The organism is Methyloversatilis sp. MC4-4, from assembly GCF_049843555.1.
Taxonomy (GTDB): domain Bacteria; phylum Pseudomonadota; class Gammaproteobacteria; order Burkholderiales; family Rhodocyclaceae; genus Methyloversatilis; species Methyloversatilis discipulorum_B.
In genome coordinates this window covers 1356722-1371195 of the sequence record NZ_JBBHZK010000001.1, presented here as the reverse complement: position 1 = coordinate 1371195, position 14474 = coordinate 1356722, and the positions used below count along the sequence as shown (strand labels likewise).

Annotated in this window: 11 protein-coding genes; 2 read left to right on the top strand and 9 right to left on the bottom strand. The window is 64.4% G+C overall.

The window, feature by feature from the left end; all coding sequences use genetic code 11:
- Positions 1-372: 372 nt before the first annotated feature.
- Complete coding sequence (locus tag WDZ97_RS06295; protein WP_425762163.1) at positions 373-1173, top strand: DUF3014 domain-containing protein; 801 nt, start codon at positions 373-375, stop codon at positions 1171-1173.
- A 777-nt stretch (positions 1174-1950) separates the two neighbouring features.
- On the opposite strand, the gene WDZ97_RS06290 is transcribed toward WDZ97_RS06295, so the two are convergent.
- Complete coding sequence (locus WDZ97_RS06290; protein ID WP_425762162.1) at positions 1951-3075, bottom strand: helix-turn-helix transcriptional regulator; 1125 nt, start codon at positions 3073-3075, stop codon at positions 1951-1953.
- 175 nt (positions 3076-3250) lie between these two features.
- Here WDZ97_RS06290 and WDZ97_RS06285 point away from each other — a divergent pair, with 175 nt between their 5' ends.
- A complete protein-coding gene (locus WDZ97_RS06285) occupies positions 3251-4069 on the top strand; it encodes a hypothetical protein (RefSeq protein ID WP_425762161.1) in 819 nt (272 codons plus the stop codon).
- Between the two features lie 167 nt (positions 4070-4236).
- On the opposite strand, the gene WDZ97_RS06280 is transcribed toward WDZ97_RS06285, so the two are convergent.
- From WDZ97_RS06280 to WDZ97_RS06245, 8 genes are all read right to left on the bottom strand, one after another.
- Positions 4237-4701: a hypothetical protein gene (locus tag WDZ97_RS06280; protein ID WP_341421481.1), complete on the bottom strand. Its 465-nt coding sequence runs from the start codon at positions 4699-4701 to the stop codon at positions 4237-4239.
- Positions 4702-5033: 332 nt separating this feature from the next.
- Complete coding sequence (locus WDZ97_RS06275) at positions 5034-5846, bottom strand: suppressor of fused domain protein (RefSeq protein ID WP_425762160.1); 813 nt, start codon at positions 5844-5846, stop codon at positions 5034-5036.
- Positions 5847-5909: 63 nt separating this feature from the next.
- Positions 5910-6308: a hypothetical protein gene (locus WDZ97_RS06270; protein WP_425762159.1), complete on the bottom strand. Its 399-nt coding sequence runs from the start codon at positions 6306-6308 to the stop codon at positions 5910-5912.
- Between the two features lie 125 nt (positions 6309-6433).
- Positions 6434-6694 carry a hypothetical protein gene (locus WDZ97_RS06265; RefSeq protein WP_020164427.1) on the bottom strand — a complete coding sequence of 87 codons (261 nt, stop codon included), beginning with the start codon at positions 6692-6694 and terminating at the stop codon, positions 6434-6436.
- Positions 6695-6776: 82 nt separating this feature from the next.
- Positions 6777-7382, bottom strand: a complete 606-nt coding sequence (locus WDZ97_RS06260) for a hypothetical protein (protein ID WP_425762158.1) — start codon at positions 7380-7382, stop codon at positions 6777-6779.
- Positions 7383-8449: 1067 nt separating this feature from the next.
- Entirely contained in the window at positions 8450-11341 is a 2892-nt protein-coding gene (locus tag WDZ97_RS06255) for an adenosylcobalamin-dependent ribonucleoside-diphosphate reductase (protein ID WP_425762157.1), read from the bottom strand.
- A gap of 558 nt (positions 11342-11899) precedes the next feature.
- Complete coding sequence (locus WDZ97_RS06250; protein ID WP_425762156.1) at positions 11900-12871, bottom strand: succinylglutamate desuccinylase; 972 nt, start codon at positions 12869-12871, stop codon at positions 11900-11902.
- Positions 12868-14460, bottom strand: a complete 1593-nt coding sequence (locus WDZ97_RS06245) for a protein adenylyltransferase SelO (RefSeq protein ID WP_425762155.1) — start codon at positions 14458-14460, stop codon at positions 12868-12870. The genes WDZ97_RS06250 and WDZ97_RS06245 overlap by 4 nt, the downstream gene beginning before the upstream one ends.
- Positions 14461-14474: the final 14 nt, after the last annotated feature.

Here is a 14474-nt window from a genome sequence, read left to right as displayed (position 1 = left end):
GGGGCGCGACGGAACCGTAGCGGAAGGCGGAGCGATGAGGGCCACAGCGTCTCGGGGGCGTCGGGTGCTCAAGGCGCGCCAGCATGCCCGAACAGCCGGTACATGGCGAGACATGCGACGAAAAGTCACCGTCCGGGACCGGGGTGAGACGGCCGGAGAGCGATGAATACGCGGCAGGCGAGCACGACGGGTCGATTCTCGAATCATCGTCAAGGTATTGATCCGTCGGGAAAAATATGGCGAGAAGGGGGCTGCGGCCGATGCCGAGGCGTGGCTGGACGGCGGTCTGCCACATCCCGAAAAGCTTTATCCGGATATTCGCCGCCCCCAGTCTGTCCATCCTGCTGAACCGCAACCGGGGAGGAGACAGACATGAAGAAATCAACGGCGGCAGTTTCGGCAGTGGTGCTGGCTGTGGCGGGCGTGGGCGGCTACCTTTACTGGCAGCAGCGCGAGGCGGCGCCGGCCGATGCCGCGGCCCCGGTCGAGGCGCCCGTCGCCGCGGCACCCGAGGTTCCGGCGCCTGCGCCGGAGCCGGCGCCGCACTACCCGATCGCCGCGCCGGAAGTGCCCGAGGCTGCAGGTGCCGAGGTCGATCCGGACGCGAAGCTGTTGGCCACGCTGCGCGCGCTGTTCGGCGCCTCGGTCGACACGCTGTTCAACAGCACCGACATCGTGCGGCGCATCGTCGTCACCGTGGACAACCTGCCGCGCGAGAGAGTGGCGCGCCGCCTGATGCCGGTGAAACCAGTGCCCGGCCCCACGGCCGTCGCCGGCAGCGGCGACACCCTGGTGCTGGACGAATCCAATGCCGCCCGTTACCGCACATATATTCATCTGGTCGACACCGTACCGACCGCGGCCGTCGTCGACGTCTATGTGCGCAATTACCCGGCGTTCCAGCAGCGCTACGTCGAACTGGGCTACCCGGACGGCTATTTCAACAATCGCCTGGTCGAGGTGATCGACCACCTGCTGGCTGCGCCCGAACTTGCCGGCCCGCTGCGCCTCGCGCAGCCCAAGGTGCTCTACACCTTCGCCGACCCGGAGCTGGAAAAGCTGTCGGAAGGGCAGAAGATCATGCTGCGCATGGGGCCGGACAACGCGGCGCGGGTGAAGGCGAAGCTGAGGGAGATACGGGCGGCGGTGACGAAGCAGGCGCCGGGTGGGTAGCCGAGCGGATGCGTTTCGAGCAGGAACGGTTTTCTGACCGTGATGGAGGTCTGCATCGGCCCAGTCGCGGCCAAGGCCGCTCCCACAGGGGGTCAGTCCGGGCCACGGCTGGAGTCTGTGGCTGGGGTTCTGTGGGAGGGGGCTTCTGACCCCGACAGCGGCCTGTGCCGACGCCAGCGGCATGCGTCGGCCGAGTCGCGGCCAAGGCCGCTCCCACAGGGGTTGAGTCCGGGCCACGGCTGGAGCCTGTGGCTGGGGTTCTGTGGGAGGGGGCTTCTGACCCCGACAGCGGCCTGTTTCGACGCCAGCGGCATGCGTCGGCCGAGTCGCGGCCAAGGCCGCTCCCACAGGGGTTCAGTCCGGGCCACGGCTGGAGCCTGTGGCTGGGGTTCTGTGGGAGGGGTCTTCTGACCCCGACAGCGGCCTGTGCCGACGCCAGCGGCATGCATCGGCCGAGTCGCGGCCAAGGCCGCTCCCACAGGGGTTCAGTCCGGGCCACGGCTGGAGCCTGTGGCTGGGGTTCTGTGGGAGGGGGCTTCTGACCCCGACAGCGGCCTGTTTCGACGCCAGCGGCATGCGTCGGCCGAGTCGCGGCCAAGGCCGCTCCCACCGGGGTTGAGTCCGGGCCACGGCTGGAGCCTGTGGCTGGGGTTCTGTGGGAGGGGTCTTCTGACCCCGACAGCGGCCTGTGCCGACGCCAGCGGCATGCATCGGCCGAGTCGCGGCCATGGCCGCTCTCACAGGGGTTGCGCCTGATCCGCGGTCGAGCGTCTCTGGTCAGGCGCAGCGGGCGAGCAGGGCGACGACTTCGGCCTGGCGGTGCGTGCCGGTCTTGGCGAGGATGCGCTTGAGGTGGGAACGGACAGTCGCCAGGCCGATGCCCAGCCCGGACGCGATGCCTTCCAGCGAACGCCCCTGTGCGAGCGCGGCGGCGACTGCGGCTTCGGTCCGCGTGAGATCGAACAGTGCGCGCAGTCTGTCCAGATCGGCCGGCACTTCCGGGTCGCGGATGAACACCAGCGCCGCCGGCCCCTGGTCGCCGAACGCTGACGTCGTCGGCCGCAGTGGCGCGATCTCGAGCACGAGCGGCAGCCGTCCCGCACGTGGCACGCACAGCGCGGCCCCGGCATCGCCCGGCTCGCCCTGCGCGACGTTTACCGCCGCGCGCACCTGCGCCGACAGCGCGTCGCGCAGCGCCGGTTGCTGCAGCACGAGGCATCCGCCATGCACGGCCAGTTCGGTGTTCCCGCGCAACAGCGCGTCCGCCATCGCGCTGGACAGCACGACGCGGCAGCGCTCATCGACCACGATCACGCCGGTATCTACGCGGTCGAGCGCCTGCAGCGCGGCGGCGTGCGCCTGCGACAGCGCCGACAGGCGCCGGCCCAGGCGCAGCGCGCGTTGCAGGTGCGGCAGCAGCAGCGCGACCTTGCTGCGCTCGACTTCGGAATACGCACCGGCTTCGCGCGTGCGATGGATGCCCAGCACGCCGATGATCCCGTCGGCCGCCTGGAACACCGCGCCCAGCATGTGGTGGATGTCGAGATGACGGAGCCATTCCTGGTAGAACCCGCTGCGTGCCTGTTCCTCGGGCGTCACCAGATCCTCGTCGGTGATGACGCGCGACAGACCGTGGGCGACCGAGCGTTCCACCCACAGGTCGCGGCGATGCCAGTCCTCGGCCCAGGCCCGGTCGCGCTCCGCGACCACCAGATTGTCGGTGCATTCGAGCAGATCCACCCGCGCGCCGCCGCCGTGCAGCTTGATGACGGTGCTGGTCGAATCGAGCGCCTGTGCGGTACGCGTCGCCGTGCCCGGCCACAGGCTGCTGTCCAGCGCAGCGTCGTAGTAGTGCGCGATCAGCGCCGACAGGCGGGCGTCGGCAAGTTCCGGTGAGGACATGGGTGACGCCTCCGTGAGCGGGTTTCTCCCCTGTTTGGGGGGCGCAAGCGCCCCGTGCGGATTTCTACCATAGCGCACAGGCGGCACACGACGGGAAACCTCACGCCCCACGCGCGGCAGCCGGGACTGCACCGGCGGCGACGCGCCCACCGACAATGAATGACAGGAGCCTTTGATGCAGACAAGAACCGTTCTTTCCCGCCTCGCACTGGCTGGCGCGCTGATCGCCGGCGCCTTACCCGCGCTGGCGCAGAACGCCACCACCCCCGCCGCAAAACTCGACATCGCCGGCGTGCGCATCGGCATGACCGAAGCCGAAGCCGTCAAGGCGGTGCAGGCCTTCGACGCCAGCGCGAAGCTGAAGCGCAACCTCGCCACCTTCCCCTATTTCGACGGCGTGAATTCACTGGAGTCGCCGGAATTCCTCGACCAGATCGGCGTCACGATGGCCGGTTCCGGCATCGGCATCTGGTTCGCCAGCCCGCCCGCCGAGCCGCGCGTCATCGCGGTCACGCGCCGCGGTTCGGCGCCGCAGCCGCCGGGCAGCGAACAGATGATGGCCTCACTCGTCGCGCGCTACGGTCCGTATGCCGCGCGCACACCGCCAGTCGCCGGCGGTCGCGCCGTCGTGCATTGGAGCGAGGAAGGCAAACCCCAGTGCAGCGTGGACAAGGACCGCAAGGGCCAGCGTGTCCCTTGGAATAACGCCATGGGCACGCTGCTGCAGCCGGGGGCGGTCAAGGTGCTGGAACAGTACGCACGGCAGCGCGTGCCGCATCTGGTCGACGCCCTCGGCCCCACGCCGGACGTCGCACGCTGTGGCATCGTGCTGCGCTACGAATGGAACAGCGAACCGGTGCAGAACTTCGAAGCCTGGCTGGTCGATCAAGGCGGCATGGTCGCCAGCAACCGGAGGTCGGCCGAGTGGGTGGAGCAGCTCAAGGCCGAGGCGGCGCGGAAACTGAAGGGGCAGGGGGCGGCGCCGAAGTTCTGACGGACGCGGTGTGTGCCGCTGTATCGAGTGGCGCGCCCGCGCAGATGCCACGTCGGCAGGAGTCACTCAAAACCCACTACCGATGCCGGATATGCGACTGCAAGAGCACGATCCGGAGAAACCAGACTATCGCTCCGTCTTGATTATCGGGGAGTCAATATATGCAGTTAGAGACCCTCACCAGACTGCCTCTTCGAAGTCTTTTGGTCGTCCGATGCACTGCGACGCTCCTCAAGCGACACGAAGCGGCGCCAGACGCTCGCAACAGTCAACACAACAGCACTGGCGACCCAAAGGTAGAAACCCCACGAGTACTCATAGATGCGCTGACATCCGCCCCCCTCTTTGTTAGCCGGAATACAGAGAGCGTTGAAGCGAAAGGTATCTAGCATGAGGATGAGTGAGCCAACTGACCACCACGGCGAAGAAGCTACCTTCTCCAGCGTGAGTGAGATCCACGCAACGATGATCGCTAAATTTGCCAGCCAGGCCGCGCACAGAAAATACACTCCCAGCCATCCGATCCCGAGGAATTCCAGTCCGGATACGACCGTACGTCTGACCTCGAAAGGGTACGCCCCCATCACTGCCGCGGGCAAACTCAAACTCGCCAAGTACAGCATCACGCTCACAGCCACGGCACCGTATGTCGTGCGTCGCACTACGTCTTCTTTGGACATGTGAGGCCTAGCGATGCGCGAGAAATACCCCGTTGCAGGGCGGATGGTTGCTGCCGGCCTTCGGCGGTACGAAGTTGTTCATCATCGTTTCAGTTCCGCGATCGCCGTTTGATAGTCGCTCCCTGAGGGCCATCCCCGTCGCTGCCGGGCGTTCTCGAAAAACCAAACCGGGGGTAGATCACGGTTTTCTAAGTCAGTGTTCGAAAAGTTCTTGAATGAAAACGTGGCACGTCTTCTCATGTGGAATGACCGGCCACACGGCGTCGGCTGGAGGGGTGCTGCCATTACTTTCCGAACCAACCCGTTGCTTTGGCAACGTTTGCCCGCTTCGTATCAAGGACAAACCCGATTCCCCGCTTCTCAAACCGCTCTTCCAGCGTGTCGGCCCCCTTCTTGAGCTTGAGGTCCATTTCCTCCTTGTACAGCGGCGTCAGCACGTAGAACGAAATCGTGTCCCCGGACTTTGTCCGGAACTGGAAGAAGTCTTTGGGCAGTGAATACGGTGGCGTGAGCATCGCGCCGACAAAACCCGTATTTGCGATGGGCTCCGGCGGGTCGCCATTGGGAATCGAATGCCCCCACCCGATCCACGTCTTGTACTCATGGGGCAGGCGGCCGATCATCTTCAGCCACCTTACCGGCCAGTAGTTCGCTTCGTTCTTGAGCGATTCCTGGTCGAGAGGCCAGTCACGCGGCAGAGCGATAAGAAGCTCGACCCGACGGAATTTCTGCATCCCCTCAGGAACATTCATCAATTCGTCGCTTACACCGCTGGTCACCAGCACGTGATAAGGACGCTCCGCCGTAGCAGGAACGATCAGCACATCAAGATGGACCAGATCGGACAGAACTTCGTGGTAGACGGACTCAACCTTCCCGATGTACTTCTCGACGTGAGCTTCCACCTCTTCCAGATTTTTTCCGGAGTGCCTTGGAGCGGTCCATTCCGGGCTGCGTGGCTTGTGGCGATAGATGGGACTGCCGGATTCGGATCTCTCTTCTACGTGCGACATGGACCCCTTCCTGTCGGCGGAATGGACAGATGGCGCCGCGGCGAGCGTGGCCACAAACAAGAACACAACGATGAGGTATTTCATGATCGCTGGCGTGGAAGTGGGCGGCCTGCGCTGCTTTTCGCTCAGGTCCGCACGACTGCAGGGTCAGCCCTTTCGGGCCAGAATTCCATACGCATGGTAAGGGGCCTCGGAGACAACCAATTTCTCTGGAATGGGTTCGGTGTTTCCGTTCAGATGCACGTCGAGCCCATCGAAATTTCCCTTTGCATCCGCATAGACAATGAACTCAAGGGACGCACCGGGCGGCTGCTTTGTCGGGAACTCAGCAAGAAAGACAGCGTGACCTCTCCCGGAAGGCGGGACGATTGGAGCGGTTTGCCTTCCCTCCTCACGCACCATGTCGAAACTGTTACAACCACACTCACAAAGGCGTGTGATCTTCCCGGCGTTGAATTGCGCGAGAAGCGCTTCGCCAGCGACGAACTCAGGACATTCCGCGATGAACTTTGTCCAGTGAGTGGCGGTTTCGTCGCTGTTCGTCATGAGAGGGCTAACGCCGAAAATCGGGATATATGCGGTTCGAATAGTGGTCGGGCTACGATTATGACGCCCCACCAGAGATTGAGATTGCGGAAAATGTGGTCGGTCCCCTATTTTTCGATACGGGCTCATGCATATGACGCGACCTGCTGGCTCAGAAGATCGACGCGAAGGACTCTTGGACCGTCGATCACGTAGCCATTGAGTTTCCACTCGATGACGACGGCCCACTTGGTCCATGTCTTTCTGTGTTTTGAATCAGAAGCCATTTCGTCCGGAGATGCGTCTATCACTTGCCAAGACCAGCCCGCTTTCTGCTCTTGGCCTTTGAGAAAGGACTCGGCAAGCGCCATGGCTTGCTGTCTCGCCTGATCGTTGCTTATGCGCATTCAATGCGAGCCCAACGTTTGACATGAGAGGCGGCGCAAGGGCGCAGCCCTTGGGACGTCCTCTCGATGGAAGGGTTGGGCGTCATGCGCCGACCTGGACGAGGTGTTGAACCACGACTGGCTTCTCAAGATCCATAGGCACATCGACCCAGAGAAGTTCGTGGCGCGGCCCGATGGATACGGTGTGCTCCATCAGAAGACTTTCGATTCTTCGCACCCACTCAGGACTCATACGCGAAAAGCTCGCGAAGTTCTTCTCTCTTGCAAATGGATTCGTAGAGTGAAGCAGATCGCCGCATCGGTCGTAAAGCTTGGCGAACTGGTTACGCGAGAGATAGCCACCACGCAAATTCTCGAATCGTGGCGGGCCTCTCTTTCTTGAAACCCAACCGTTCACTGGTTGCGGATAGAACGAGGGATTGATCTTCTCAACGGCCTTGAGGATTCGATTGCCATGCCAGTCTTTTGCGATGTCATGGCGTACCTTGCTATATGCCTCGCGATGGCATACGAGTGACGAAAACGCGATCAGCTCCAGGACCTTCCGAAGCTGCAGGCAGATTGACTCTGTATTGGTGCGGACGTACGCAGTATTTGCTTCTCCCGATGAGAAGGCCCGGAGGACATTCAGCCGCAAGCGAGCCTCATGCATGAGGCTCGCGTATCGATCGAGGTCTGCTTGCTTCATCTATGACGCCCAACGTGATGTATACATCATGACTGCGTGATATATCGGAAGCCTGCGTGATATTCCAGCGGACCCCGCAGACGATTCACTCGTGAAATCAAGGCCTTGCGGACGGCATCCATTTATTCAGGCCTCTTATCTGCGGTGTTACACGACTATCTATCTTTTGCGCGAACCACTGCCCCCTCGGTCCGCGAAGAGGGGCTGCTTGCCTGTGTCGCGTCCTCATACCTGCCTTACTGTCCGCCATCTGAACCGCGTTTCCCGCTCCATCGCGTTTCGTTCTCGATGAAATAGACTGGTCTACTCCATTTACTCCCCGGGCAGAAATCTCATGGTAGGTGGCGCATGATGATGCCATCCTCGTACGTCGGCCTTTTTGCTGAAGGGGCGCCGCGCGCCCGAACGGCAGCGGTCGTTTGATTTTAGAAAATATTCATCCGGGACCCGCAAGCTCGGAAATCGCGATAGCATGAATTTATTTTTCCTTCCCTCCTGAGTACCACGCATTGACTTCATCAGGAGAAAAATTCCATCCCCTAATTAGTTTGATGGCGGAAACGAACATAAATACAGAAGGAGTTCCTATAACAATCCATACCATTGTCTGCTCTGACCGGAATAGGCCATAAGCAGACAAGAAGATGACCGCCGTTGAGAGAAATAAAGCGGCAGTCGCCAGTACTCTAATCGCGAGCCAAAAAAACAACCACCGAACTCGCTCAAATGCCGTGGGTCTTGTCACTGCATTTCCCCATGAAATCGTATGTACAGTTGATGCGGATTTGTCACGAGTGGCTGTCAAAAAATAGTCATTACGATTTTTATGGGGACGCAGGGCGCGGTACGTACAAAAACCCGAAACCGGACGCGCTGCCTGCAGGAGTCTCACGGAAGTTAGCTCATGATGCCGTCGTCCTTCCACGCATCAGACTTTTGGCCGATAGGATGACGAGAATCCTGCGCCGTGAAGGTGGGTTCGAGCGCCGCCCGACACGCAAAGAAAAAGGGCCTGTCTTCCGACAGGCCCTTTCCGTTTCAGCGCTGCGCCCTCGCGGACGCAGGCGTCAGCCGCAACTCCCCACCGCCCCGCAGGCCGTGCAGAAATCGCAACCGTCCTTCCGTATCACCGACTGGTTGCCGCACTCGTTGCACAGCGCGCCCTGCATGAGCTTGGGTTCGTCGTCGCCGCGCGGGGCTTCGAGGATGCCCATTTCGCGGGTGGGGTAGCCGTCCTCGTCGAGGATGCCCAGCATCGCGTAGCGGTGGATGATGAGGCGGGCGACGTAGGCGACGGTCGAGGGCCAGTTCTGCTGGCGGCGGGTGCCGGGCACGAAGGCCATGAAGTCGCCCAGCGGTTCCGGGTAGCTGATGAGCTTGCGCAGCTTCATGCCTATCCAGGCCGGGTCCATCACGCGCATGTCGAGCGCGAGGATGCGGGTGAGGCCGTCGAGCGCGCGCGGGTAGTTGCCGGACAGCCACACCGAGTAGGGGCGGGTTTCGCCGCCGGGCAGCGTGATTTCCTTCAGGCCGAGCACGAAATCTTCACCGGTGGCCGGGTTGCTGATGTCCACCGTCCAGCTCAGTGTGCCGTCGGTGCCGGTCTTCGGCTCCTGCACGGCGAACAGGGTGTCGAGCACCGGCGTCGGCGCTTCGCGGTCAAGTGCGCCGAGCTTGTCGCAGCGGTAGCGGATGACGTTGGCGAAGGCGGCGACCACGCCCGGCATGCGGCGATGTTCGCCGGTCGGCGGGAAGGGCAGGTCGAAGCTGGCGTCGCCGACAGTCTTGGCGAGCACGTCGAGCTTGAGCTTGAGCCAGCCTGGATCGTTGGCGCGCATGTCCATCGACAGCGTCTTGGCGACGGCGCCCAAGCCGCGCGGCTGGTTGGCGCCATTGACCCACACTTCGAAAGGCAGCGGCTGGATGCGGCCGTCCGGGCCTTCGTTCTCGGTATGGCCGACGAAGAGCGCGAATTCGCCGCCCGGCGTCTTCAGCATATAGGTCCAGCTCGGGTTGCCATCGCTCATGTCCGGCCGGCCGGGCCAGCGCAGGCTGGACAGCACCGGCGCCGGCAGTGCGCCGATGGACAGGCGCTGGTTGGCGCCGACCGCCGACAGTTCCACGTCGTGCGGCTGCTTCTTCTCTTCCGTCTTCGGCGTGTCGACCGACAGCACGCTGCCGAGCACGCTGTTCGGGCGGTAGGTAGCGAGGCCCTTGAGGCCGGCCTTCCACGCGGCGAGGTAGAGATCCTCGAAGTCGGCGTAGGGGTAGTCGGCCGGCACGTTCACCGTCTTCGAAATCGAGGTGTCGATGTAGGGCGCAACCGCGGCCACCATGTCCTTGTGGGCGGCGGCGGAAATTTCCAGCGCGGTGACGAACCAGGGCGGCAGTTTTTCCATGTCGCCGCCGAGGTGCTTGTACAGGCGCCAGGCGTAGTCCTCGACCGCGTATTCCTTGAAGGTGCCGTCGGCCATGCGCTTCTTGCGCGTGTAGGTCCACGAGAAGGGCGGTTCGATGCCGTTGCTGGCGTTGTCGGCGAAGGCGAGCGAAATGGTGCCGGTGGGCGCGATCGACAGCAGGTGCGAATTGCGCAGGCCGTGCTTGCGGATCTGCTCCTTCACCTCGGCCGGCAGGCGCGACGCGAAGTTGCCGCCCGACAGATACATGTCGGCGTTGAACAGCGGGAAGCTGCCGCGCTCCTTGGCCAGCTCGACCGAGGCAAGGTAGGCGGCGTCGCGCATCACTTCGGAAATGCGCGAGGCCATCAGCCGCGCTTCCTGCGAGTCGTAGCGCTGGCGCAGCATGATGAGGGTGTCGCCCAGGCCGGTGAAGCCGAGGCCGACGCGGCGCTTGGCCATCGCTTCGTCGTGCTGCTGTTGCAGCGGCCAGTGTGTCACGTCGAGCACGTTGTCCAGCATGCGGATGGCGATGGCCACCACTTCGCGGAAGCCGTCGAAGTCGAATTCGGCCGCTTCGGAGAAGGGCCGCTTCACGAAGCGCACCAGATTGATCGAACCCAAGTCGCAGCAGCCATAGGGCGGCAGCGGCTGTTCGGCGCAGGGGTTGGTCGCCTCGATGCGCTCGCAGTAGTAGAGGTTGTTGTCGCGGTTGATGCGGTCGAGGAACAGAATGCCCGGCTCGGCGTGATCGTAGGTCGAGCGCATGATCTGGTCCCACAGATCGCGCGCACGCGGCTTCGCATAGACCCACAGACCGTCTTCGCGCTGGTAGGCGCCGGCTGCCTTGAGGTCGGGTGCCGGCTCGGCCTTGTGCACCAGGTCGACCGTGGTGTCGGCTTCGACCGCCTTCATGAACACGTCGGTCACGCCGACCGACACGTTGAAATTGGTCAGGTCGCCGCCGTCCTTGGCGTGGATGAATTGTTCGATATCCGGGTGATCGCAGCGCAGCACGCCCATCTGGGCGCCGCGGCGGCTGCCGGCGGATTCCACCGTTTCGCACGAGCGGTCGAACACGCGCATGTAGCTGACCGGACCGGAGGCGCGCGATTGTGTGCCGCGCACGCGGGCGCCCACCGGACGGATGCTGGAGAAGTCGTAACCGACGCCGCCACCGCGGCGCATCGTTTCGGCGGCCTGGGCCAGTGCGGTGTAGATGCCGGGGCGCTCGTCCTCGATTTCGGTGATCGAGTCGCCGACCGGCTGCACGAAGCAGTTGATCAGTGTTGCGGTGAGATTGGTGCCGGCGGCGGAGCTGATGCGGCCGGCGGGTACGAAGCCGCGGTCCTGCGCTTCGAGGAATTTCGCTTCCCAGTGCGCACGGCGGTCTTCCGCCTCGGCCTGGGCCAGTGCCTTCGCCACGCGGCGACGCACTTCGGCGACGGTGGTTTCGCCGCCCTTGGCGTACTTCTCGATCAGCACTTCGCCTGAAATTTCCTGCTCCGGCAGGCAGGCGATTTTTTCCTCTTCGGTCAGTGGGACAAGATCGATCTGTTGCATGTGTGGGCTCCTCCCTGACGTGAATCTTTCGATTCTAGGCCGCTGATACGAGGTCGGACAGCCTTGACAGGGGCGTGTTCCGGCGGTCGTCCGCGCCCCTGCTGGCATTGGCTGCGATGCCCACGGCCGGGCGGGCGATTGCGGTGCACCATGACAATGCGAGGGCGCGGGAGCGGGAAAAGACCCGGCGGTAATCACCTCCGGCCACGGGCGGACTTGGCGGGTCGTAGGCTTCGGTGCAGGCCGCTGTCGGGGTCAGAAGACCCCTCCCACAGAACATCGGCTCCGACTGCCGATCGGGCTCGATCCCTGTGAGAGCGACCTTGTGGGAGCGGCCTTGGCCGCGATACGGCCTTTGCTGTCCGCAGGCTTCGATGCAAGCCGCTGTCGGGGTCAGAAGACCCCTCCCACAGAACTCCGGCTCCGACCGCCGATGGGGCGCGATTCCTGTGGGAGTGACCTCTGTGGGAGCGACCTTGGCCGCGACGCGGCCTCTGTTGTCCGCCGGCTTCGATTCAGGCTGCTGACGAGACCAAGCGTACTTCGGCGGAAAGCACGTCAGCCGTGCAGTATCCGCTCGCTGCGCTGGGCGAAATAGAACCACTCGTTGCCCGGTGTGGCGCCGGGATTCGGGAAGACGATGAAGCCGTCGCGTTGGGCGCGCACTTCGCTGCCGTCCTCTCGCATGCCGATCAGGTCACCGGCGGACACCGGGTCGAAGCTGGCCCAGGGGCGGGCGAAGGTGTCACCGGCGTGCAGCCGGTCGATCACTTCGACCAGCTTCAGCAGTTCGCAGTCGGAGCGCGCGGGCGGTGGTGTTTCGTCGGTGAGGCCGAGGTGGGCGAGCGTGTTGCGGATCGCACGCCAGGCGAAATCGGGCGCGCTCGGGTCTTCGTGCTGGCCGCATTCGAGCGTGATTGCGTAGCCGCCCATGCGGCGCATGTATTCGGTGGTGCCGACGCCGTAGTCGGGGTCGGTGCTGAGCAGTTGCGCGCGCTCGGTCGGCGCGGTGCGCGCGACTCGGGTACGGACGCCGGTTGCATAGGTGTCGAGCCAGCCCTCGACCAGGCGACGCGCACCGAGGCGCAGCGCCATCGCCTCTTCGGCTGCGGCGTGGGCGAAGGGTTCGAGCGGGCCGGTGTTGTCCTGCGGGCCCAGCATGGCGAAGGGCTCGCCGCCGGTGTGGAAGGAATGCAGGTCGAGCAGCACCTCGTGCGCCGCCAGCAGCGGACACAGTGCGTTGGCGATGCGGTCCTCGTAGTCCTGCGGAGCCTCCTTCGGGCCGAGATTGCGGTTCAGGTTGCGGTCGCCCGCCCGCTGACCGCGCAGATAGGCGAGCGGGTTGGTGACCGGCACGAAGGCGACCGAGCCACGCAGGATGCGCAGCTCGCCGCGGTCGAGTTCGCCAAGGATGCGGGCGATGCCCTGGGTGCCGCAGGTTTCGTTGCCGTGTACGGCGCCGAGCACGATCAGTTTCGGGCCGGCTTCGAGGCCGTGGTAGCAGTGGGTGCGCAGGCTGGTCAGGTTCATGAGCTGCAGGACAGTGCGGAACAGCCGGGCTTGTTGCGCGCCCATTCCGGGCGGCGGCCGGCAAGGTCGTCGAATTCCGGCTGTTCATCGTAGGGGCGCTGCATCATCTTCAGCAGGCGCTCGATCATGCCGGTGTCACCGGCGGTGGCATCGTCGATCGCACGCTGGGCGAGCCAGTTGCGGACGATGTACTTCGGATTGGTCGCGTTCATGCGGGCGATGCGTGCGGCATCCGGCTCACCGCCCGCGGTGACGCGTTGCGCCCACTGCTGCAGCCAGCCGAGCAGCTCGCGGCCATGCTCGGGCGACGGCCCTTCGCCACTGTAAAAGGCTTCGTGCAGCGGAGCGAGCGCTGCCGCGTCGCCCGTCGCGGCGGCAGCGAGCGGCACGTCGGCCAGGCGACGGAAGAAGATCGTGAAGTCGCACTCCTCGTGCTGCAGCAGCTGGAACAGACGGCTGCGCATGTCCTGCTCGGCGTCGTCACCGGGTGCCGGCAGCGGCAGGCCGAGCTTGTTGGCCAGCATCGCGGTCCAGCCGTCGGCGAAGGTCTGTTCGTAGCGTTCGAGCGCGGCGTCGATGGCGTCGCGGTCGTCTATCAGCGGCGCCAGCGCGGCGGCCAGACGGGTGAGGTTCCAGTAGCCGATCTGCGGCTGGCGGCCATAGCAGTAGCGACGGCCCTGGGCGTCGGTGGTGTTCGGCGTCCACATCATGTCCACGCCTTCGAGCCAGCCGTAGGGGCCGTAGTCGATGGTCAGGCCGAGGATGGACATGTTGTCGGTGTTCATGACGCCATGCACGAAGCCGACGCGCATCCAATCCACCATCAGCGTCGCGGTGCGGCGGCAGATTTCCGAGAACCACTCGGCGTATGAGCCGATGCCCGGGTAGTGATGCGTCATCACCCAGTCGGCGAGCTGGCGCAGCAGCGGCAGTTCCTGCTCCGAGGTCAGGATTTCGAAGTGGCCGAAGCGCACGAAGCTCGGCGCGACGCGGCAGACGATGGCGCCGGGCTCGTACTCCGGACGCCCGTCGTAGAACATGTCGCGCACCACCTGGTCGCCGGTGGCGACCAGACTCAGCGCGCGCGTGGTCGGAATGCCGAGGTGGAACATCGCTTCGCTGCACAGGAATTCGCGCACCGACGAACGCAGTACTGCGCGGCCATCGGCGCGGCGCGAGTAGGGGGTCGGTCCGGCGCCCTTCAGTTGCAGTTCCTGCCGCTGACCGTGGATGTCGAACATTTCGCCCAGCGTGATGGCGCGGCCGTCGCCGAGCTGGCCAGCCCAGTTGCCGAACTGGTGGCCGCCGTAGCGCGCGGAGTAGGGCTGCATGCCGGGCAGCACCCGGTTGCCGGCCAGTGCCTCGACCGCCGCGTCGACCCGCGCCGGGCGGGCGAGGCCGAGCTGGGCGCCGAGCACGTCGGACCAGGCCAGCAGTGCGGGCGCGGCCACCGGCGTCGGCGGCGTGAAGGTGTACGACGCGTTGCGCACCTGGCGGGAGCGGATGAGGTCCGATGGATCCGCCGGCAGGCTGCGTACGAACAGGTTGTCGAACTCGATCTCGTCGAGTCGTTTGTGTGCGGCTGACATGGATGCGCTGGTAC

Coding starts and splice junctions, on each gene's coding strand:
- WDZ97_RS06245 (WP_425762155.1), bottom strand. CDS start 14,460: ATGTCAGCCGCACACAAACGACTCGACGAGATCGAGTTCGACAACCTG.
- WDZ97_RS06250 (WP_425762156.1), bottom strand. CDS start 12,871: ATGAACCTGACCAGCCTGCGCACCCACTGCTACCACGGCCTCGAAGCC.
- WDZ97_RS06270 (WP_425762159.1), bottom strand. CDS start 6,308: ATGACGAACAGCGACGAAACCGCCACTCACTGGACAAAGTTCATCGCG.
- WDZ97_RS06285 (WP_425762161.1), top strand. CDS start 3,251: ATGCAGACAAGAACCGTTCTTTCCCGCCTCGCACTGGCTGGCGCGCTG.
- WDZ97_RS06265 (WP_020164427.1), bottom strand. CDS start 6,694: ATGCGCATAAGCAACGATCAGGCGAGACAGCAAGCCATGGCGCTTGCC.
- WDZ97_RS06255 (WP_425762157.1), bottom strand. CDS start 11,341: ATGCAACAGATCGATCTTGTCCCACTGACCGAAGAGGAAAAAATCGCC.
- WDZ97_RS06275 (WP_425762160.1), bottom strand. CDS start 5,846: ATGAAATACCTCATCGTTGTGTTCTTGTTTGTGGCCACGCTCGCCGCG.
- WDZ97_RS06260 (WP_425762158.1), bottom strand. CDS start 7,382: ATGAAGCAAGCAGACCTCGATCGATACGCGAGCCTCATGCATGAGGCT.
- WDZ97_RS06295 (WP_425762163.1), top strand. CDS start 373: ATGAAGAAATCAACGGCGGCAGTTTCGGCAGTGGTGCTGGCTGTGGCG.
- WDZ97_RS06290 (WP_425762162.1), bottom strand. CDS start 3,075: ATGTCCTCACCGGAACTTGCCGACGCCCGCCTGTCGGCGCTGATCGCG.